The sequence below is a fragment of the Natronococcus sp. A-GB1 genome (assembly GCF_029688845.1).
Lineage (GTDB): Archaea > Halobacteriota > Halobacteria > Halobacteriales > Natrialbaceae > Natronococcus.
The window spans coordinates 38,007-57,548 of the sequence record NZ_JARUKW010000021.1; the positions used below are offsets into that span (position 1 = coordinate 38,007).

General features: G+C 57.5%; 15 protein-coding genes and 3 pseudogenes. 7 read left to right on the forward strand and 11 right to left on the reverse strand.

Annotation, left to right across the window (positions count from 1 at the left end):
* Positions 1 to 28: 28 nt before the first annotated feature.
* Both QA600_RS19665 and QA600_RS19670 read right to left on the reverse strand, forming a co-directional pair.
* Positions 29 to 1,831: a hypothetical protein gene (locus tag QA600_RS19665; RefSeq protein ID WP_278293630.1), complete on the reverse strand. Its 1,803-nt coding sequence runs from the start codon at positions 1,829 to 1,831 to the stop codon at positions 29 to 31.
* An 85-nt stretch (positions 1,832 to 1,916) separates the two neighbouring features.
* A complete protein-coding gene (locus QA600_RS19670) occupies positions 1,917 to 2,987 on the reverse strand; it encodes a glycosyltransferase family 4 protein (RefSeq protein WP_278293631.1) in 1,071 nt (356 codons plus the stop codon).
* A 182-nt stretch (positions 2,988 to 3,169) separates the two neighbouring features.
* On the opposite strand from QA600_RS19670, the gene QA600_RS19675 reads away from it, so the two are divergent.
* A complete protein-coding gene (locus QA600_RS19675) occupies positions 3,170 to 4,378 on the forward strand; it encodes an agl cluster protein AglQ (protein ID WP_278293632.1) in 1,209 nt (402 codons plus the stop codon).
* On the opposite strand, the gene QA600_RS19680 is transcribed toward QA600_RS19675, so the two are convergent.
* Both QA600_RS19680 and QA600_RS19685 read right to left on the reverse strand, forming a co-directional pair.
* Complete coding sequence (locus tag QA600_RS19680; protein WP_278293633.1) at positions 4,347 to 5,528, reverse strand: DUF354 domain-containing protein; 1,182 nt, start codon at positions 5,526 to 5,528, stop codon at positions 4,347 to 4,349. The genes QA600_RS19675 and QA600_RS19680 overlap by 32 nt on opposite strands.
* Positions 5,410 to 6,645 (reverse strand): GNAT family N-acetyltransferase, encoded by a 1,236-nt coding sequence (locus QA600_RS19685; protein WP_278293634.1) that lies wholly within the window; start codon positions 6,643 to 6,645, stop codon positions 5,410 to 5,412. The genes QA600_RS19680 and QA600_RS19685 overlap by 119 nt, the downstream gene beginning before the upstream one ends.
* Before the next feature lie 580 nt (positions 6,646 to 7,225).
* Between QA600_RS19685 and QA600_RS19690 the strand changes: the two genes are divergently transcribed.
* Complete coding sequence (locus QA600_RS19690; protein ID WP_278293635.1) at positions 7,226 to 8,212, forward strand: SDR family oxidoreductase; 987 nt, start codon at positions 7,226 to 7,228, stop codon at positions 8,210 to 8,212.
* 66 nt (positions 8,213 to 8,278) lie between these two features.
* On the opposite strand, the gene QA600_RS19695 is transcribed toward QA600_RS19690, so the two are convergent.
* Positions 8,279 to 9,181: a polysaccharide deacetylase family protein gene (locus QA600_RS19695; protein WP_278293636.1), complete on the reverse strand. Its 903-nt coding sequence runs from the start codon at positions 9,179 to 9,181 to the stop codon at positions 8,279 to 8,281.
* 377 nt (positions 9,182 to 9,558) lie between these two features.
* On the opposite strand from QA600_RS19695, the pseudogene QA600_RS19700 reads away from it, so the two are divergent.
* Positions 9,559 to 9,708, forward strand: a pseudogene (locus tag QA600_RS19700) (UDP-glucose 4-epimerase); the annotation flags it as partial.
* A gap of 66 nt (positions 9,709 to 9,774) precedes the next feature.
* Here the strand turns inward: QA600_RS19700 and QA600_RS19705 are convergent.
* Positions 9,775 to 10,677 (reverse strand): polysaccharide deacetylase family protein, encoded by a 903-nt coding sequence (locus QA600_RS19705; RefSeq protein ID WP_278293637.1) that lies wholly within the window; start codon positions 10,675 to 10,677, stop codon positions 9,775 to 9,777.
* 550 nt (positions 10,678 to 11,227) lie between these two features.
* On the opposite strand from QA600_RS19705, the pseudogene QA600_RS19710 reads away from it, so the two are divergent.
* Together QA600_RS19710 and QA600_RS19715 are read left to right on the forward strand one after the other, a co-directional pair.
* Positions 11,228 to 11,392: pseudogene (locus QA600_RS19710) on the forward strand (hypothetical protein); the annotation flags it as partial.
* 134 nt (positions 11,393 to 11,526) lie between these two features.
* Positions 11,527 to 11,685 (forward strand): hypothetical protein, encoded by a 159-nt coding sequence (locus tag QA600_RS19715; protein ID WP_278293658.1) that lies wholly within the window; start codon positions 11,527 to 11,529, stop codon positions 11,683 to 11,685.
* Between the two features lie 164 nt (positions 11,686 to 11,849).
* Here QA600_RS19715 and QA600_RS19720 read toward each other — a convergent pair whose 3' ends face one another.
* From QA600_RS19720 to QA600_RS19740, 5 genes and pseudogenes are all read right to left on the reverse strand, one after another.
* Entirely contained in the window at positions 11,850 to 13,574 is a 1,725-nt protein-coding gene (locus tag QA600_RS19720; RefSeq protein ID WP_278293638.1) for a right-handed parallel beta-helix repeat-containing protein, read from the reverse strand.
* A 248-nt stretch (positions 13,575 to 13,822) separates the two neighbouring features.
* Positions 13,823 to 14,898, reverse strand: a pseudogene (locus tag QA600_RS19725) (glycosyltransferase family 2 protein).
* Position 14,899: 1 nt separating this feature from the next.
* Positions 14,900 to 16,252, reverse strand: coding sequence for a nucleotide sugar dehydrogenase (locus QA600_RS19730; protein ID WP_278293639.1), 1,353 nt, complete (start codon positions 16,250 to 16,252; stop codon positions 14,900 to 14,902).
* Positions 16,253 to 16,748: 496 nt separating this feature from the next.
* Positions 16,749 to 17,024 carry a hypothetical protein gene (locus tag QA600_RS19735; protein ID WP_278293640.1) on the reverse strand — a complete coding sequence of 92 codons (276 nt, stop codon included), beginning with the start codon at positions 17,022 to 17,024 and terminating at the stop codon, positions 16,749 to 16,751.
* A 718-nt stretch (positions 17,025 to 17,742) separates the two neighbouring features.
* Complete coding sequence (locus tag QA600_RS19740; RefSeq protein ID WP_278293642.1) at positions 17,743 to 18,030, reverse strand: HalOD1 output domain-containing protein; 288 nt, start codon at positions 18,028 to 18,030, stop codon at positions 17,743 to 17,745.
* 117 nt (positions 18,031 to 18,147) lie between these two features.
* Here QA600_RS19740 and QA600_RS19745 point away from each other — a divergent pair, with 117 nt between their 5' ends.
* Positions 18,148 to 18,522, forward strand: coding sequence for a hypothetical protein (locus QA600_RS19745; RefSeq protein WP_278293643.1), 375 nt, complete (start codon positions 18,148 to 18,150; stop codon positions 18,520 to 18,522).
* 642 nt (positions 18,523 to 19,164) lie between these two features.
* Positions 19,165 to 19,458, forward strand: a complete 294-nt coding sequence (locus QA600_RS19750) for a hypothetical protein (protein WP_278293644.1) — start codon at positions 19,165 to 19,167, stop codon at positions 19,456 to 19,458.
* Positions 19,459 to 19,542 lie beyond the last annotated feature (84 nt).

A 19,542-nucleotide genomic window follows, 5' to 3' on the forward strand; every position in this document is an offset into this window, starting at 1 on the left:
CACATCTTTCGACTTACAATAGTGATGGCTAGCTTGGACTCATCAGGTATAGATCCAATCCATCTCCTGAATGAACTTTGTTGATTTCTGGTTCAGAATCAAGATAGTCAAAATCTTTGTAACGGTACCTAAATCCATTATAGACATCTGCATCACGTGTGCGGTCGGCCTCTGTTACGGTTATATACGTTGGCTGTTGCCATATTCCCTGTAATGACTGGTCCGCAAAGTGATCTGGGATCTCTTGTTGGTCTCCAACATCTCCGGAATAAGACCGCTCACCGTTGATTGCAGCATCATATCGGGACAGCGTCGATCGAAGGTCGGCATAATCTGTTCCATCACTCCAGTATTCAAACGAGTGTTCATATCCACTAACTTGACTTTCAGTCACATGCCCTGATGTTTGGTAAATATATGGCGATGGATGAACGACAGGTACCGTTAATACCAAAAATACCAGCATAATGGTAACTGTGAGTGCTGAAACCTGTTTACTGCTGAATCTCATTTCAAGGTTCTGAAGCAGTCGTCCGATGAAAATAGCACCAAAGATCGTTACGATAACCATCATAAAACCGTAGTGCCGGAAGTATCGAGAACCCCGATCCCCAATCAGATAGAAGATCATCATTCCAGAAATTATAACAAACCCAGCGGTGAGATAAAGTAATACTCGTTGCTTATCTTGGTTTGAGGCGGTGAAAGTGCCACAGAGTTCCTTGCTATACCGCCTACTCAACGTTTTTCCGAAGACAGCAAGCATCACCAACCCACCGAAGAGACAGAATAGGAACCCAGCGAAAAATATTTTGAGGAATACCTCTTCCATGCTCCCACCGAGTACGTCAAGTGACATCCCACGGCTAGAAACTTGTGTTCCGGTATCTGTGTCGGTAACAAACAGTGATGTGACCAGCGCACCTATCTGCCGCCCAACTGCTGACTGTAACCCTCCTGTCCAAATCCAGAACAGCAAAAAAGCTAATATACTTATATAATATATTGACCCTCTTTTAGAATGTGTTGGGTTTTGGGTGTTAGAATTCAAAAATAGCTGTACGGCAGCGATCCCACCAAACATCAGTACGTAGTTCGCTGCTTGCTGTGGATGAATCATAATGAACATTGAAAAGGTGATAAAAAGTAAGACAAAATGCCGTGCATCTTGCCGGATGTAAGAGGCAGAGAAGAGATACAAAATGACTGGGGAGAACATTATTGCTTGACTGGTCGGGTGAATTTGCATATGAACACCCAAAAAATTCAGAGGAAGGAGGAAAAAACCAGAAAATACACCTATATAAACCATCAGCGAGCTGGAAGTGAGTTCTCGCAGAATGCATGGAATATACAACAAATACACTGCCACAAAGACAACTATAATCAAAAGTAGCGAATGAGAAACATTGATTCCAGTAATGTTACTGATAGTTGATCCAAGAGTATGGATGGCAGGATAAATAAGGTCATTCAGGGAGATTGCTCCTTGTTGAAGGTCCCTCGTGTGACCCAAATGACCAAGTGCATCACTTTCACCGACCCAGTAATATCCTCTAATAATAGGGAGGGCCACAATGGTAACCATTGTACTGCCTCCAAGGACCAACCCTAGGAACTTTTGCTGCCTTTGATAGCCAGTGAAAACGATCAGTGTTGATATGAATAAAGAGATAGAAACACAAATCCAAAATAAGAATGGTGTTGCCGAATAAATTGAAGGTTCGTACCCTGTTGCTGGATTCAAGTACGCTAGAATTGTCCCGACACCGAGGGCTAAGAACCCCCAGATCAACAACAAGCGCGGATCAATAATAGTCCGGGATGTCACGTTCTCAATCTATATCATTGGAACCGATATAATAGCTCTTCTTTACCAGACTGGTTTGTTAACGGTTGGACACCGGATACAGAATTCATTTGGTTTTTGTAGCTTTATAGATTATTTCTACCCATTGTTCGCATCCTGCATCATATGAAACTAAGGTTTGTACCTGTGGTGCTTCTGAACTAATCTCCTGATAAGTTTCCTCATCCTGAAGTACACTTTCGATTTCGTCCGCAAACTCCGTGGGAGACCGTTCCTCAACAATTAAACCATTTTCCCCGTCTTCAATTAGGTCTGGAACAGCTCCCACGGGAGAAACGATGGGTGGCATGCCAGTCGTCATTGCTTCAAGCAATGTCAGCGGTAGCATGTCCCGAGATGATGTAAGAACGTACACTTCGGATTTCCTATAATAATCAAGAGGCTCGTCGGCCCATCCTGGCGTATCTACGTGATTCTCTAATTGGTGGGCAGAAATCTGACGTTCTACTTTTTCATCGAGAAAGCCATTTCCGACAAGTGCCGCATTAAAATCAACCTCACGATCTCTCAGTTCAGCTAGCGTGTCCACAAATAGGATTGGGTCTTTCTCTGAGCTAACTCGTCCTAACCAAAGGAGGTCGTATTTGGGATCATTTTCCCGCTCAATAGGACCGTACTGGCTTTGGATAGAGTGCATCAGAGTAAAAGATTTTTCCGGATCGACCCCAAGCTCCTCGAGTCGGTCTTTATATACGGAACCAGTAACGGTGATCGCGTCGAAGCGCTTGAAGAGCCACACGATCACTGGCCCATACCAGGCGACTGCGTGAACGTCAATATTCTTCCCGATGATACCGAGGTGAGCAGGGGTCCCGCTGAGATACTTTGTAATCAGTGCAATCATTCCATACGGAATGAGCGAGTACGAGACGATGATATCGTAGTCGGAAAATAGTGTCTCGCGAAGTGCGAGAAACAGCATTACGATCTGTGAGAGCGGTTTGAACCCAAAGTCAGGTGCCTCTCGGTACTCAATGCCCTCGACATCTGGGTACGGATCCATGCAGACGACTGTTGTCCTTTCAGTCGCATTTGCTAATGGTTGGACGTGGCTCTCGATTTTACTTGGAAACTCCGTAAAACCGCAGACGACGAGAGCGGACTTCTTGCTTGACATTCAGTTAGTATTTATTGAAGAACTGTGTTTGGACTTGTACTCTTTGGTTCCGATTTGGTCTGATACAGATCTGACTTTCACACCGGACCAAGAAAAAAGGCTGAGAGAACCACAATAGGTAGTCATCTCAGTTCCATCTCATGAAGATAAGTTTAAGGAAATCTAGCAAACAGTACAACGAAATGACCGAGCTATACACTCTTCTCAAACAATCTGCAGGCCAAGCCTGCGACACTCAACGTGGCAACGGATCACTTCCTGCTGGCCAAAACGGTCCGTACAACGACAGTGAAACTCCAGTTCGAAACACCAGCCACTGGCTACTCACGTTCTCAAAATTGTATGACCAGACACAGGACGTCCAGTTCCGTGATGCCGCACAGGAGGCAATCTCCTATCTTCTAAGCGATGAGGCTCGTCCAGGCGGTGCGACGTTTCATCACCGCAGCGTCGAGAATAAAGATAGCTGCAACGGTGTTATGGGCCAAGCCTGGACGATCGAAGCGCTCACGGTCGCTGCAGAGACACTCGAGCGAGACGACTTGCTCGAGGTTGCTGAGGACGTATTCCTCTCTCACCCATTCAATGAGACGATCGGGCTTTGGAAACAGGTCGAGATCGATGGGACGGTTCTCGGCTTTGATGCAACCTTCAATCATCAGCTCTGGTTCGCGGCGGCTGGTGGCTTGCTTGCCCGCCATGAGACGGTATCTAAAGAAGTTGAGCAACAAGTTCTGACGTTCTTAGATCAGCTAGAAGAGACCGTTAGTATCGCTCCACCGGGCCTAATCTATCATCGATCACTCCCGAAATTTGGAGTCAGAACAGCTGTGGACTTAGCGAAAGAAGACACGAAGCTGTTTGTACTGTCGACCCTCGAGTGGACGAACCTCACTGGAAATCGTGCTCTCGACGCGGTTTTCAACAGCCGAGTCGCACCAGTTCGGCGAGCCCCACTCTCCGGTGAAGAGCATATTCACAAGTCAGCCGGTTATCACTCATTCAACCTGTATGCATTAGCACTGCTCTACGAGAGCTATCCCGACCATTCCTTTTGGTCTACAGATACCTTCGAAGCAATCCTCTCGTACGCTGAATCCCGGGCATACGTCCAGCGACTGCAGGATAACAAATTCGGATATGCGTACAATCCCCCCGGATTCGAGATTCCGTTCGCACTCGAGACGTTCTATGGAGACCAAAGTCGAGAGCAACAGAAAATCTGGCTCAAGAGGCAACTCGAGCGGACCTATGACCCAGCGACCAACCGCCTCAGCCGAAACAATCCGGATCCAGAGACGTTGACTGCGCGCTTGTACGAGGCGACACGGCTCCCAAACTTGGAAGTTGAACTCGACATCACCGAGCCATCTTCCGAACCATCCCGGTAATCACATCTGTTGTATCGGCCTTCTCGTTGAGCATCTCTTCCCGTCGGTGCTCCCATCGCTCCGGATCGTTTGATTCGAGGATATTCAGAGCCCGCTGCAGCCCGCGTTTGTGTCGATCCTGCCCCGAATAAGTAAATACCAGTCCGTACTCCTTCTCCAGTTCATCAGTATACCCGCGTCGACTCGAAGAAACGAACACTGCCGGCGTTCCAAGCACTGCACTCTCGGTTGCCATTGTCGCACTCTCTCCCACGTAGAGATCCGCAAACGCCATCAGGTCGTGAATCCGATTCGGGGGGATCGAGACCTGGCGATCCTCAATCTCGGTTGGGAGATCCGCTTCGGATGTGATTCGTACCGTTGTGCCGGTCTCCTCGAGCGCGTGGACGACGTCGACGATATCCTCGAAGCCACTGTCACCAACGTCGTGCAAGGCATCCCACGAGACTAACCGCAAAATGACGAACGGTTCGTCATGGTCGAGATCAGCCTCTGCTAGAACCGACGGATCCGGTTCGAATCGGTCAGGATGAAGGTATGCCAGTTCGTGGTAGCCGCGGTAGTACACCTGCTTCTTTCCGATCGTATCCTGATAGCACTCCGGGGTACAGATCTTCGTCGCGAACGGAAACGCAAGTGTGTTCTGTAAGGTAGCGTGCTCAGTATCGGTGAAGACGAGTCGTTTGGCTCTCGTTAGCAGTCCCGGTCGAGATATTGCGACGCCACCCATTGCGACCATGACGTCGGGATTGAACGCTCGAGCTCGTTTCGTCAGCCGATACTCGTATACCAATTCGACCTTCACCAGATCGAGGACGGACTCGGTCTGTGGAGCAAGAATCTCGTGGTCGATATCGTACTGTTCCAGAAGGTCGCTGACGATCTCTTTCTCCCGGGCGTACACTTCCACCTTCTCACCTTGCTCCCTGAGATCGGTGATCGCGTTTCGAAAGAGGTGAACGTGAGCCGGATGCTGAATACTGAAGATCACTCTCAACGGACGATTTTCCGGAGGGGTATCTGTTGTCCGATTAAACAATGTCATAGAAACTGACGTGGATATTTCCGCGCTGTAATGGTTTTCTGTCCGCTTGCTCCAATTCGTCCCAGACGAGGACCTGTTGATCGACTGCTGCCCATTGATTGTCAATTTCCTTTTCGGAGAGGATTAAAAGTAAATCGAATTCGCGCTTGAGTGCACGGCTCTCGATTTGGTTAATCAGGGCGTTGAACACCGCTCGGTCATCGTCTTTCGTTTGTATTTCGAGAACACGACCTTCTATGACGCCATCGTTCTCGTACGGAACCACGATGGCGTAGCCAACGAGTGCCCCGTTCCGACGGGCAAAAATAAGATCCGAGTTCGGATACTGAATGAGGTGATTGACATCTTCACGTGTTCGTCGAAACGAAGGAGCATCCCCAGAAAGTGTTGTTAACGGCTCGAGGTCGGCTTCGGAGACTGCCTCTCTCACCGTAACGTCGACCTCGCCAGGAGTATCCTCGTAGGTGAGTGTAGTTGAACTGGATGATCGGCCTATCGAAATATCGCCGTTAGCAGCAAGCCGAGCAGACGTAGTAAGAAGGTCTCGGATTGTGCTTCCGTCTGTACTCACGGCTTCGACATACTCCGTTACTGCTGTATCGGAAAGAGCAGGGCCTACAGACCGCTTGTCGGAACCGCTCCCGCTTGTTACGATCTGGTCAAGAGATAGAGGACCGTCGCTGGTCCCAACGTGGAATCGATGCCCGATTTGTTCTGCAACTGAATCGATTAGCGGGAGATCGTCAGTGATCAGCGAGGCGTACGTCTCGAGGACGGCTTTCGGAGAGAGAATCCGTAGCCGCAACGGAAGCGTCCGGTACGACCAGCCTCGCTCGAGGTTCGCATCGAACGTGAGATTTCCCCTGCGATTGAACGCACCAATGTATTGTGCGTCGCTTTGTTTGCTGTACGCTTTCGTGCGTTCATAGAGCTCCGAGTACAGTCCTTGACCCCGGTACTTCGGCGCGACCGCTGTATCGCCGTAGATGTGGATCGGGATCGTTTCCCCATCAACGACGAACTCTCGCCGAAAGATGCGACGAAATGCAGCCAATTCGTCGCCGACAGTAATCGAGAACGCGTGCTCGTCAGGGTCGTATCCGGGGTACTCGTCGTACTTCCACTGGAAGAGTTCCTCGTCGCCCCAATCCCCGAACGACTCGTTCAAAAGGGAAAGTACCTGAGATTGGTCGATCTCCCCAGTTCGAAACTGTCCGCGCATTACTAATCATCAATTGAATCAGTGGGATATACTTTTGACGAAATACGTTCGGTCTTTTGTACAGATGAAGGCCCAGCTATTTTGTGTCCAAGCCGAGTAACACGTTCGCCTCCAGTGTATCCGTCATTGTCTCGAACGAGTTGCCGTGACCCTGGATCAGTTCGACTGTCTCCGCAAATAGCACGAACGAGTTGTCGAGGTCTCGTTTCATCATCGATTGCTTAGGCTGGTCGAGACAATCGTAGGGCTCGGTCCGGTAGAAGTTCTACAGGTCGTGTTGAATATCAGCGGCTCCAGGGGCGGGGCGTACATAAGATACGCCGGGCAGAACTGTCCCAGTAGCTCGAGGGCTCTGACAGACCAGTCCGCGTTCGGGGCGTCGCCGTGATCGGGACCTCGGCAGGATCCTCGGTTTCACCGAGCAATGTGGCGCAGCGGTTGTCGAGACTGCTGTAGGTACCGGGCGAGACAATAGTGAGACGCTCGAGGCGCGTCCAGAGCAACAGGGCCTCCCCATACGCGGCAGATCGATCTGTTCGAAACAGTATATTTTTTAGGACAGCCTGTCGTTCACCAGTTAATGAATATCTTGGTAACCGGCGGTGCCGGGTTCATCGGCGGCAATCTCGCGGAAGCGTTCGCTCGAGCGGGCCACGACGTCACCGTTCTCGACAACCTGGACCCCTACTACGATACGGGGATTAAGGAACACACCATCGAGATCTGTGAGGACGCCACAACAGAGGGCGACGGTTCTTACGAGTTCGTCGACGGCGACGTGCGCGATGACGACCTTACCGCCGACCTCGTCGGCGACGCGGACGTGATCTACCACCAGGCCGCCCAGGCCGGGGTGCGCACGAGCGTCGACAACCCGCGCAAGCCCAACTCGATCAACGTCGACGGCACGCTGAACGTTCTGGATGCGGCCCGCGATTCAGAGACCGAACGCGTCGTCCTCGCTAGCTCATCTTCGGTCTATGGCAAGCCCGAGTACCTCCCCTACGACGAGGCGCATCCAACGACGCCGGTGAGCCCCTACGGCGTCTCCAAGCTGGCCGGCGAGCAGTACGCGCGCGTCTACAGCGAGGTGTACGGCCTCCCGACCGTCTCACTCCGATACTTCACCGTTTACGGCCCACGGATGCGGCCAAACATGGCGATCAGCAACTTCGTCTCGCGCTGTCTCAACGACGAACCACCAGTGATCTACGGCGACGGCCAGCAGACACGTGACTTCACGTACATCGACGACGTCGTCGACGTCAACCAGCAACTCCTCCAGGACGATTCGGCGGACGGGGAGATTCTGAACGTCGGCAGCACCGACAACATCGACATCGAAACGCTCGCTGAGGTCATCCGCGACGAGCTTGCCCCGGAGCTCGAGCTCGAGTACACCGAAGCCCGCGAGGCCGACGCCGAACACACCCACGCCGACATCTCGAAGGCCAACGAGCTGCTGGGGTACGAGCCCACGCGGGACATCCGCGAGGGCGTCCGCGAGTTCATCGACTGGTACCAGGCCAACCGCGAGTGGTACGAACCGTTGGTTCGACAGTCTTAGGCGGACCGCTCGGTATTCTTCAACTCTTGCAACAAAGCGCTCGACTACAGCGAGTTGTGAGTGATCTCAGTCGTCGTTCGTGGTCGATAGGTGGTCGTGCTGTTGGGAAACCGGGTCAGGGCTCTCTCGAGACCCGACCTCGGTGGAGTCGTACACCAGTTCGACACAGGACGGCGAATGCGCCTCGATGACGTCCGTCATCGTCCCGAACTCGTACCCACGACTTCGAAGCCGCTCGACCGCGTCCGCGAACAGCTCGAGCGAGCCGTCCAAGTTTCGCTTCATGATCGACTGCTTGGGCTGGCTCAACCGGTCGTGGGAGTCGGTCTCGTAGAAGTCCTGCAGATGCGTGTTGAAGACCAGCGGGTCCGGCAGCGGCGCGTATTTGAGATATGTCAAGTAGGGCCGGCCCAGCAGCTTGAGGTAGCTCTGACAGACCAGGATCCGCGTGCCGGGCGTCGCCGCGATCGGGACTTCGACGAGTTCGTCGGTCCCCTCCGGACAGTACGGTGCCAGCGGCTTGTCGAGGTTACTGTAGACGCCGGGTCGGAACGAGGGGAAGATACTCGAGTCGAAGTCGAACCCTTCGTCCTCGAGGATCGCGAACTCTGCGGGCGCGATGTTGCCCTGCGGGGCCCGGTACCCCGTGGGCTCGGAGCCGAAGTGAGATGCAAAGGCCTCCTTCCCCTTCCGGATCTCGGTCCGGAAGTCGTACGATTTCGACGTGTCGTGCTGGTAGGAGTGGAGGTGGAACTCGCTGTCCAGCTCGGTATCCAGTTTGTCGATGACCTCGGGGTAGCGCTCGATCGTCTTCCCGACGACGAAAAAGGTCACCGGAACATCGAGCCGTTGCATCTCCTCAATGTAATCATCAATATACTCGAACGTGAGGTGGTCGTACTCCGGGTCGTCGAAGTACCAGTCGTTCTCGAGGTCGAGCGTGAGACAGGCAAGGGGGTCGTCACTCATCTTTCGTTCCTCCGGAAACCGTTCTGTAGCCGCTGATTGAACAGCGAGCTATAGAGTATAGACACGTGACTCATTGGATGTCATGGCTGTTCTATATTCGGGCATATAATTCTGTCCCAGTTTCTCATTAATCAGTTGGAAGGTATGGTTGAATATACTGGACCAGCGCTTCGGTTGTGCCTCGGGGATCGCTCCGTTGTGACCCGTAGTACCCGGTCCGCGACCAGCAACAACGGCCCGGTTATCGGACCGACCAGGAAATTCATCGAAGGAAGGCCCGAGTGGTGCCCAATCACCCGTCCTCTGCGACGAGTTCGCACCCGACCTCGAGCCCGCATGTTCGCGCTCGACATCAGGCTCGTAATACGAACGCGCGCGAGGCCGAACACACTCACGCCGACATCGAGAAAGCGAACGCCCTGCTGGGCTACGAACCCATACGTGACATCCGCGAGGACGTCCGGGAGTTCATCGACTGGTCCCAGGCCAACCGCGAGTGGTACGAGCCATTGGTTCGACAGTCCTAGGTCGGAACTCTCGTTGTCATTTTAGTCCTCAACACAGCGCTCGAGCACCGTGATCTGCAAGCGCTCTCAGTCGTCGTTCGTCGTCTTCGGCCGGTCGTGCTGTTGGGAAACCGGGTTGGGACTCGGCGGAGACGCGAACTCGGTGGAATCGTACGTCAGTTCGGTACAAGACGGCGCGTGCGCCTCGATGACGTCAGTCATCGTTCCGAACTCGTACCCGCGACACCGAATTCGTCGGACTGCCTCTCCGAACAGCTCGAGCGAGCCGTCCAAGTTTCGCTTCATAATCGACTGCTTGGGCTGGTCGAGCCGATCGTGGGAGTCGGTCTCATAGAAGTCCTGCAGGTGCGTGTTGAACACCAGCGGATCCGGCAGCGGCGCGTATTTGAGATAGGAGAGGTACGGCCGCCCCAGCAGTTTGAGGTAGCTCTGACAGACCGGGATCCGCGTGCCGGGCGTCGCCGCGATCGGCACCTCGACGAGGTCGTCGGTCCCCTCCGGACAGTAGGGTGCCAGCGGCTTGTCGAGGTTGCTGTAGATCCCGGGTCGGAACGAGGGGAAGATACTCGAGTCGAAGTCGAAGCCCTCCGCTTCGAGGATCGCAAACTCCGCGGGATCGATGTTGCCCTGCGGGGCCCGATACCCGTCGGGCTCGTAGCCGAAGTGAGATTCAAAGGCCTCCTTCCCCTTTCGAATCTCGGTCCGGAAATCGTAGGACTTCGACGTGTCGTGTTGGTAGGAGTGGAGATGGAACTCGCTGTCTAATTTCGTATCGAGTTTGTCGATGACCTCGGGGTAGCGCTCGATCGTCTTCCCGACGACGAAAAAGGTCACCGGAACGTCGAGCCGGTTCATCTGGGCGATGTAGTCGTCGATGTACTCGAACGTCAGATGATCGTACTCCGGATCGTCGAAGTACCAGTCGTTCTCGAGGTCGAGCGTGAGACACGCCGTCCGACCGCCGCTCACGAACGATCGCCTCCGCGATCCCGCGTGGCGTCTCGCCACTCACCCGTCAGACTAAAGATTCTCAGCTGACAATTCATTAGTTGTCTCTGGTGTTCTTCGTTCTAATATATAGTAGTACTCCTCTATTTGTAGACTAGTTCGATTGAATATGAGAGACTGTCACAATCGGCTGAACACGGGTAGTGGTGACGAGTACTCTTGGACACAATCTGCCACCATTCTTGGGAACTTACAGATCGACGGTCCAGCGATGCCCGCTTCGCAGAGAGATGGCATGAGGCGTGAGTCGCCGCTGAACAGCCGGTCCCGAGGACCGATAGTCGACTCCGGTATTTCGAAGAGAGCATCACAGCGCCACCACCTGGAAGCTCGAGCACAAAGCCAGTAGGCCACTGCGGGGAGCCACCAGGGACTGCTGGCGATCCTCATCAAGCGGTGGCACCGAGTTCTCGACGACGCGGCCCGTCCGCTTCGAGCGAAGCGACTGTCTCGGGGCAAGCCGCTCTCTCGTCGGTCGTGAGCGAACTGTCACCAAGGAGGCACCTGATCGATGTGTTCACCCGAATCACCGATCAGATCCGGAGTGCAAACTCGTCCTCGTCGCCGACCGCGTCGAGCTCAGGGAGAAATCCCGAACGAACAGATCCCCGCGGTCGTCGGCGAGGCCGACCTGTTCGCGCTCCCTAGTCTCGCCGAGGGGATGCCTCGGACGGTGCTCGAGGCACTCGCCTGTGAGACGCCGGTCGTCACGATCCCAAACAGCTTCGGCCACTCGTCGCAGACGTCGGCGAACTCGTCCCCGCGGAATCGCCGGGGAAACTCGCCGACGCGCTCGAGGACCGCCTCGCGATGGACGCCGACCAGCGGGCCCGAATGGGTACGAGGGACCGCGAGAAGATCCTCGAGACGTACTCCTGGCGGGACACCGTCCGCCAGACGACGAACGTCTACCGGGAGCTCCTCGACGGAGCGGACCAGGCGACACCACAGCCCGTTGCCCACCAGTAGACAAAACTGAGCCAGCCGCGCGTAGACACACGACGAACTGCTGGGGCGCTACCGCCTCGATCGCGGCTCCAATGCTTTTTTTGTTGCCCCGCAGGATTCGTTCGTCGGGTCTCTTGTCGTTCGGTCTCGGTGGGACCTCCGTCGAGAACAGTCGCCCTCGTCGGTCAGTTGCTGATGTTGTCCCGTACGATGACGTTCCCGTCCTCGTGGTCCGGAAAGTCGAAGTCGGTTCCGGAGACACCCCGCGCCGTGTTGTTTTTGAGGATCAGCAGCGTCTCCTCGTCGGCGGAGATCCTCGCGCCGCTGTCGCCGCCGTCGACCCGGAGGTTGTTCCCGGTGAACTGGAAGTTTCGCAGGTAGCCGATGTCGTTGCTGATGTCGACGGCCCACCCGTCGCCGGACTCGTCTCGGATGTTGTTGTTCACAATCTGGCAGTCGAAGATGCGGACGTTCTCGATCAGAATCTTGCCCCCGGCGGAGTCCCCGAAGGAGTTGTTCGCGATCTGGAACCGCCCGATGAAGTTATCGCCGCCATCGACGTGGATGAAGTTTCCACCGCTTTTGACCGTATTGCCGACGATGGAGAGTGCGTCGTTTCGCTCGCCGATGATCACCGCCCACGAGTCAGCCGCGGAGTCATCAAACGTGTTGTTCGCGATCACCACATCATCAGTACCGTGGAGTTCGATGTCCCCGAGGGCCGCGTTTCCTAACTCGTTTCCAATGATGTGGACCTGCTTGAGGGTCATCTCGCTTCCGTCGAGTGTAATGTTTCCGCCCTGCTCGAGGTCCCTGTGGTCCTCGATGGTGTTGCCGACGAGCTGTAGCCCCTCGAGGTGGCCCGACCCCTCGGCGTGAATAATGTAGTCGACCGTCGGCGGCGTCGAGGACGACTCGATGTCGTTGCCGACGAGCTGGAGGTCGTGGATCGACGGATCGGGCATGTAGATCGCGATCCGGCAGTAAGAGATGTGGTTGTTGTTCATGTTCGTCTGGTGGATGTCGCCGCCGTCGAACCAGACGCCGTAGTCCAGACAGTGCCAGATGTTGTTCTCGCTGACGATCGGATTGCGGTTGTTGCCCGTAAAGACGAGTCCGTTGCGCAGGTTGAGCAGCTGACACTGGTTGACCCGGAGGCCGAAAGTCCCCTCGACCTCGATACCGGTCCCGACGAGCTCGGTCGCCTCGGTCATCTCCGAGCTGATGCGGATGTTTTCGATGAACGGGTGCATCTCGTGGACCTGAGTCTCGTCCGTGGTCCCTGTGGGGTTCGCCGTCCCCGTGTGACTGCCCTTGATCCGGAAGACGACGACGTCCGCGGAGGTGAACACCCGGGCGTTGTTTCCCTCGATTCCGCGGACATATCGGACATCCACCGTGATCGTGTCGGTAACGGAGTAGTGGTTGCCGGCGGTGAACGTCAGGATACCAGTCTTATCGTTGTCGGCGAGGTCGTCGACCGCGGCCTGGATCGCCTCAGTGTCGTCGGTCTCGCCGTCGCCCTCGGCGCCGTACTCGTCGACGTGAACGACATCGAGTTCCTCTCGAGAGTCGGTGGCGTCGGGAACCTCGGCGTTGAGCACGCCGTCATCGACCGCCAGATTCTCGCCTGCGAAGTCCCGGATCGCCGTCGGGTTGTCGCTGGTCGACAGCGATCCCAGATCCTCTATGGCGTGGCCGTGAGCGTCGACGTCCTCACGCCAATCGTAGAAAGGCTGATTCCCCTGGTCGCCGCTGTGTCCGGAATTCGCCCCTGCGGTGCCCGTTGCCAGCCCGAGACCGCCGACGCCGAACAGTGAAAGCGCCGTACGCCGAGAGAGACTGGCCACGTTCTGTCGGTCTTCGTTCGATCCCCCGTCGGTTCCGTAGTCCGAATTATGGTCTTCCATATCCATATAATATTTCGATCGGAGATATATTCTAATAGTAGTAATAACCCTATGCTGATTGTTCTCTAATGCTGCTTCCAAGAATGTCAAATACAGTTTGTGAAGAGGAATGGATTGAAAGCCTGTTACGGTCCTAGAGGAGAAGCAAAAACGGAGTAGAAACAGCCCATCACCAGCGGTCGAGCGACGGACTGACGCCGCCCTTGAGTACCTGTCGACTCCAAAAGCTGGGTTGCGGTTCGCTGCGCCTACTCCCGAACCTGCGTCTCCTGCCCCTCGTTGACCTGCATGTCGAACAGCATGGCGAACATCATGAACATACTGCCCATTGTGAACAGCATCAGGCTGGCCGAGCCACGCATGAACAGCGACCCCCCTGAAAGAGTCCAGCATAGAGCGCCCACAAGCCACCCAGTATACCGATCCCTGCGGTCCCGGCGCCGAAGAGGTAGAACAGCGCCAACGGATGAAAGTCCAGCACGAGATACTTCACCTTCAGCCGCCAGAGGAAGCCCTTCAGGAGCATGCCCGAGACGTTCCAGATGTAGCTCGGATAGCTAATCGAGGACTCCTCGTCGCCGTACAGCGCCGGCATGGCGACGTCGGCGACGCGCATCCCCTTGGCGTTGAGTTTGATCAGGAGGTCGTTGCAGTAGCCGTAGTACTCGTACAGGTCCTCGAGCCCGGCGTTTTCGAGTGCATAACTCGAGATCGCCGTATATCCGTTCTGGGGGTCCATCGTCTTCCAGTACCCCGAGGCGATCTTCGTCAGGAACGTCAAAATGGAGTTGCCGAAGAAGCGAAACGGCGGCATATCCTCGCGGAACTCCTTGTACAGCAGCCGGTTGGCTTTGGCGTAGTCGGCCTCATCCTCGACGATCGGATCCAGCAGCCGGGTCATCTGCTCGAGGTCCATCTGGCCGTCGCCGTCGACGGTCACAGTGATGTCGGTGCCCTCCTCGCGAGCGGCCAGATACCCCGTCTTGATCGCCCCGCCCGCACCGAGGTTCTCGCGGTGTTCGATCGGGACGACGCGCCCGACGGGGTCGTGGACGATCGCGCGCTCGGCGAGCATCCCGCCGCCGTCGGTGCGGGCCTCCTTGGCATAGCCGAGCTCCTGGCCGCTGGCCTCGACGAACGACTCGCTGACGCCGGCGTCCTCGCGGGCCGCTTGCAACATCTCGTCCCAGGTCCCATCGCTCGAGCAGTCGTCGATGACGAACATGCGGTCGACGTAGTCGGGCATCGCCCGGATCACGTCGCCGATGAAGCCTTCCTCGTTGTACGCGGGGATGACGACGCCGATCGTGTGGTCGCGGTACATGTTACAGCCTCCGGTAGGTGAACAGCTCCGCCTGTGCGTCGAACGTGCCGTCGATGTCGACTAACACGGGGTCGGCGGCCATCTCGTCGGCCAGCGTCGCCGGTGACAGCGACTGGAACTCGGTGTGGGGGGTCCCGATGACGAGCCCGTCGAAGTCGGTGACGTCGAAGGCGTCCTGGATCTCGATGTCGAACGCCTCACGGGTCGCCTCGGGGTCGGCGTGGGGGTCGAAGCCGACGACCTCGATGCCGTAGCTGCGCAGCTCCTGGATGACGTTGTCGATCTTCGAGGTGCGGATGTCGTCGACGTCGGGCTTGTACGCCAGCCCCGCGACGAGCACGCGGCTGTGCTTGAGGACCTTGCCGCTGTCGTTCAACGCCCGGATCGTCAGCTCGGCGATGTGATCGGGGACGGCCTCGTTGACTTCCCGGCCCGTGCGGATGAGCTCGGGGGCAAAGCCCTGGCGCTCGCTCTCGTAGAGCAGATAGAAGGGGTCGACGGGGATGCAGTGGCCCCCAACCAGCCCGGGCCGGTAGTCGTGGAAGTTCCACTTCGTGCCCGCGGCCTCGAGGACGGCCTCGGTGTCGAGCCCGAGCTCGTCACAAATCATTGCGAGCTCGTTCATCAGGGCGATGTTCAGATCGCGCTGGGTGTTTTCAACACATTTGGCGGCCTCGGCGGTCTCGATCGAGGGCGCCTCGTGGAGGCCGGCGTCGACGACGGTGCCGTACAGCTCGACGAGCTCGTCGCGGCCCTCGTCGGTGAGCGCGCTGACGATCTTGACGACGTTCGCCAGCCCGTGTTCGTCGTCGCCGGGCACCATCCGCTCGGGCGAGTACCCCACACCAAAGTCCTCGCCGGCGGTCAGCCCGGAGGCTTCCTCGAGGGCCGGGATGAACACCTCCCGCGTGGCGCCCGGATACACCGTCGACTCGAGGACGACGGTCGTCCCTTCGGTCATGTGCTCGCCGACGGTCCTGGCGGCGCCCTCGACGATCCCGAGATTGGGCTTCTCGGTGTCGTCGACGGGGGTCGGAACGGCGACGATGACGACGTCGGCGTTCGCGATGTCGGCGCTGTCGGTCGTAAAGTCGATCTCGCCGTCGGCGATCGCCGCATCACCGACGTCGCCGGTGGGGTCGGTCCCGGACTCGAGGGTGACGACCTTCTCGGGGTCGATGTCGAATCCCGTCACGCTGTTGCCCGCGGCGTCGAACGCGGCGGCCAGCGGAAGCCCGACATAGCCCAGGCCAACGACACAGACGCTCGCGGTCGCACTGGCCGGCTCTTCGTACTGATACGTCGCGACGTTGCCCTCCGCTGAGTTCTCGGGACTCGAGCCGCCGGCTGTCATCCGGTCCTCCGCAGTGTAGTTCGAGTAATCATTGTTTATAATGGCGAATAGTCTGATTCCGCGGTAGTTGAGTCGAATAGATGTATTTGAGGAATCAGTAAATAGCTGTCGGAGTATGAGGAATTACTCGGCCGTACGCATCATGTCCCCGAACTGGTTCCGTTAGAACGGGCGGACGGCGGCGAGACTGAAGCGCCCGCAGCGCGTGGGCGTGGCCGCCAGAGGCAATCAGCGATTACCGACTCCGATGGCGCTCGAGTACCGGCGTGTTGTCGGGTACGCTCTCGAATAGGGTCCCCAAAACTCACATCCGCTCCGACACCGCGAGTGACACGAGGGCCCCACCAGCGCTCGAGTGCACGCTCGATTCACCTGGGCTCGAGACCGGCCGCGCGGGGAGTGTTGACCACAACCACCGTCATTGAACGGCTCGCACACCGCTCATCACCTTCTGGAGAACCAGTTCGGACAGCGGGCCGGAAATCTGCACAGCCAGTCAGGGAGCGATATCGGGGGGAAGTGTGAGCGCCTGTGAGTGCTCGAGCCCGGGGGCGTCGACCGTCATGTCGACGGTAGCTTGCGCGGGAACGGTGATACGTTCGGTCTGGTCGCCGACAACGACTTCAACCGGACCGTGGTCAGCGGGTAGCGAGATTGCGCCGTCTGCGTCAGTGGTTGCCTCGCCGATTGTGTCCCCGGTTCGGGGGTCGACAAGCGTAACCTCCTCGCCTTCGACCGCGTTGCCTTCGTCGTCAGTAACGGTGACGTCCACCGAGCTTTTCGAGTCACAGGCGCCCACAACTCCCGTACCGAGAAGGAGGAGACAGACGAGTACAGCGAGCACGACCGGCCAGTAGCGGCGGTCCCGAGACCGAACGAGCCGAACGCGAACCACAACACGTCGAAGTACCCGATTCATTCCTCTTTTTCAAGTATTCATGGAGGCAAACATGAACCTCTAGAAGAAGGATGTTGCTGCCGGCTTTGGTAATTATCGGCAGTACAGTAGCGCTCGCCCGGGAGGAGGGTCGGTGTCGCTTCTGGCGGCGGCGCTCGCTCGCCTCGGTTTGTCATCTTTCCCGGCCTGACAATCGCGGTAGTGTACAGCGGCGACCGCCGGGGTGAAAAGCACCGGGCTCGGGAGTCGCCAACGGGGATAAGCCCCCGCCGGCGCTCCCCGGTCAGCGGGGACCGACCACCACCTGCCCTCGCGGTGAACCAGCCCTCGAGGGGTGAGCACCCTCCTGCCACGGGTGCCCATTTGGTTCAAATCCCCATTTATTGTTAAAACTTGCTAAATGGTTAGTTTTTACGAGAGTAGAGCGATCGGAACCGAGGGGCTCCCGGGGGAAGTCGGGTCGCGGTGGCTGGACGCGACGGCGACCGGGAGCGGGCAGAGTCGTCGGTGGGCCGGCCGAGTCGGCCCTCGGCGGTCTCGGCGGACGTGTGACAGGCGGGACAGCGCGGTCGGGGCGCCTCGGTAGGCCTCGCTACAGGGTGTCCTCCGGCTGGTGTGGCTCGCGTCGGTCGGCGTTCGTCTCCGACGATGGACAGACCGAGACGGTGCCCGTCTCGTCGACGGTGACCGTGTAGTCGCCGTAGGCAAACCGTACGACGCCGGTGAACTCGGTTCGGGCGTGCTCGGGGGTGTGGACCAGCCGCTCGAGTGCAGCGACGTCGATCACGGCCTGGACGGGCGGCTCGAGCGTGGCCGGCTCGACCCCCTCCCGGGCAGCGATCTCCCGCGCGATCGTGACGCCAAGCGCTGGTGACTCCATAGCACGATCACCACGACGACCCACTTGAAACTCAGTCAGACATCCCGCCGCTGAGAACGAGCCGGATGACACAAATATAGCGGAAGCCCACGACTTCAGTTGTGGGAGGAAGTCACAATGGACCAATCCGACACGGACCCGCCGCTCAGTGCGCTTGCCCACCGGCGCCGACGCGCCGTACTGGCCTGTGTCCGCGAGCACAACGTCGTGACGCTTGCCGACCTCGCGGACGAACTCGCCGTCGACGAACACGGCGCGACGATCGACGGGGTTCCGGCCGCCGCCGTCACGGAACTGTACCTCAGTCTGTACCACCACCACGTCCCCACACTCGAGGACGCGGGGCTCGTCGCGTACGACCAGGAGCAGGACCTGGTGACGATCACCGGGGCGGGAACCACAGCCCACGCCTACCTCGAAGAACAGGTCTACGAGTTCACCGAGTCCCGCTCCCAGCCGTCCCGGGAGTGTCCCGACGAGGGGTCGTGCTGAGACCGAACCTCCTATATGACCTCGCAGGCCGGTGAGATCGACCCGGTCCTCGACGTCGCTCGAGCCGATCGGTAGCCTCGCGAACGCACAGAAGCCACCAAAATTCAACCAGCCACTGGCTCACGGGGGCGACTACGCCTGTGTGTACTCGAGCAACAGCCCGACCAGTTCGAAATAGCCCAGCAATCCGAGCGAGACGGTCAGACAGACCAGCAACACCGGCGGCAGTGAGTGTCGAAGCCCGGTTGGACCTCCGTATCTCACTGTCGCCCCCCTGGAATCGGTCTCCTCGGTCGTGTCGCGGCATCGGTGCTGCTCGGCGGTGACGGTCCAAGACCTGTGTCGCCGGCGCGTGCCTCGTGCATGGATAGTTCCATAGTAGATACCACCATTCAAAAACACCGGTCAGACGGCTGTCAGACAGCGCCGTCTCGATCCTGTCGATCGGGATCCGCTGCACTCGCTGGCCGAGGGACCGAGCCCGCCCCAGCCATGGCGCCGAATCGGACACCCGTGTCCAGCCCACTTCGAGCGCGCCGTCAGTTGGAACGCTGGCACCAGTGCGTCCGGACCGGGCGTCATGCACAGATTGACCATAGCCAGTAGATATTTTCACTAGAAGATATAAACGAAATACAGCATATGCCACACACGGTCGTGATCGAGGGGACGAGCGTCACGATCGGTGCCCAGACGAGACTGCCGACCCTGCGGAAGGCGATGGGCATCCCCGACGAGACGACCGCCTTCTACCGAACGAACGACGTCATCCGGATCCTCCACGACGCCGACCCGGTCGCGACACAGGTCCCGGACGGGACCGTCATCGAGTTTCACGCGGGCCCGATCGGCCCGGCAACCGAGCTCGGGGTCGACGACACTCGGGATGCAGACGTCGACCGCGACGATGACGCGGGAGACGACGATGGGGACTGAGCTTCGGAGAGAGCAACGGTGTAGCCGTCCGCAGCTCGAGGGAACGCGACGTGACACCGATACCGATAACGCGAGAGGAACGTG

What these genes read in the sequence shown, in the direction of transcription:
- QA600_RS19670 (WP_278293631.1), bottom strand. Translation starts at nt 2,987, where the DNA reads ATGTCAAGCAAGAAGTCCGCTCTCGTCGTCTGCGGTTTTACGGAGTTT.
- QA600_RS19675 (WP_278293632.1), top strand. Translation starts at nt 3,170, where the DNA reads ATGACCGAGCTATACACTCTTCTCAAACAATCTGCAGGCCAAGCCTGC.
- QA600_RS19685 (WP_278293634.1), bottom strand. Translation starts at nt 6,645, where the DNA reads ATGCGCGGACAGTTTCGAACTGGGGAGATCGACCAATCTCAGGTACTT.
- QA600_RS19690 (WP_278293635.1), top strand. Translation starts at nt 7,226, where the DNA reads ATGAATATCTTGGTAACCGGCGGTGCCGGGTTCATCGGCGGCAATCTC.
- QA600_RS19695 (WP_278293636.1), bottom strand. Translation starts at nt 9,181, where the DNA reads ATGAGTGACGACCCCCTTGCCTGTCTCACGCTCGACCTCGAGAACGAC.
- QA600_RS19715 (WP_278293658.1), top strand. Translation starts at nt 11,527, where the DNA reads ATGGACGCCGACCAGCGGGCCCGAATGGGTACGAGGGACCGCGAGAAG.
- QA600_RS19720 (WP_278293638.1), bottom strand. Translation starts at nt 13,574, where the DNA reads ATGGAAGACCATAATTCGGACTACGGAACCGACGGGGGATCGAACGAA.
- QA600_RS19730 (WP_278293639.1), bottom strand. Translation starts at nt 16,252, where the DNA reads ATGACAGCCGGCGGCTCGAGTCCCGAGAACTCAGCGGAGGGCAACGTC.
- QA600_RS19740 (WP_278293642.1), bottom strand. Translation starts at nt 18,030, where the DNA reads ATGGAGTCACCAGCGCTTGGCGTCACGATCGCGCGGGAGATCGCTGCC.
- QA600_RS19745 (WP_278293643.1), top strand. Translation starts at nt 18,148, where the DNA reads ATGGACCAATCCGACACGGACCCGCCGCTCAGTGCGCTTGCCCACCGG.
- QA600_RS19750 (WP_278293644.1), top strand. Translation starts at nt 19,165, where the DNA reads ATGCCACACACGGTCGTGATCGAGGGGACGAGCGTCACGATCGGTGCC.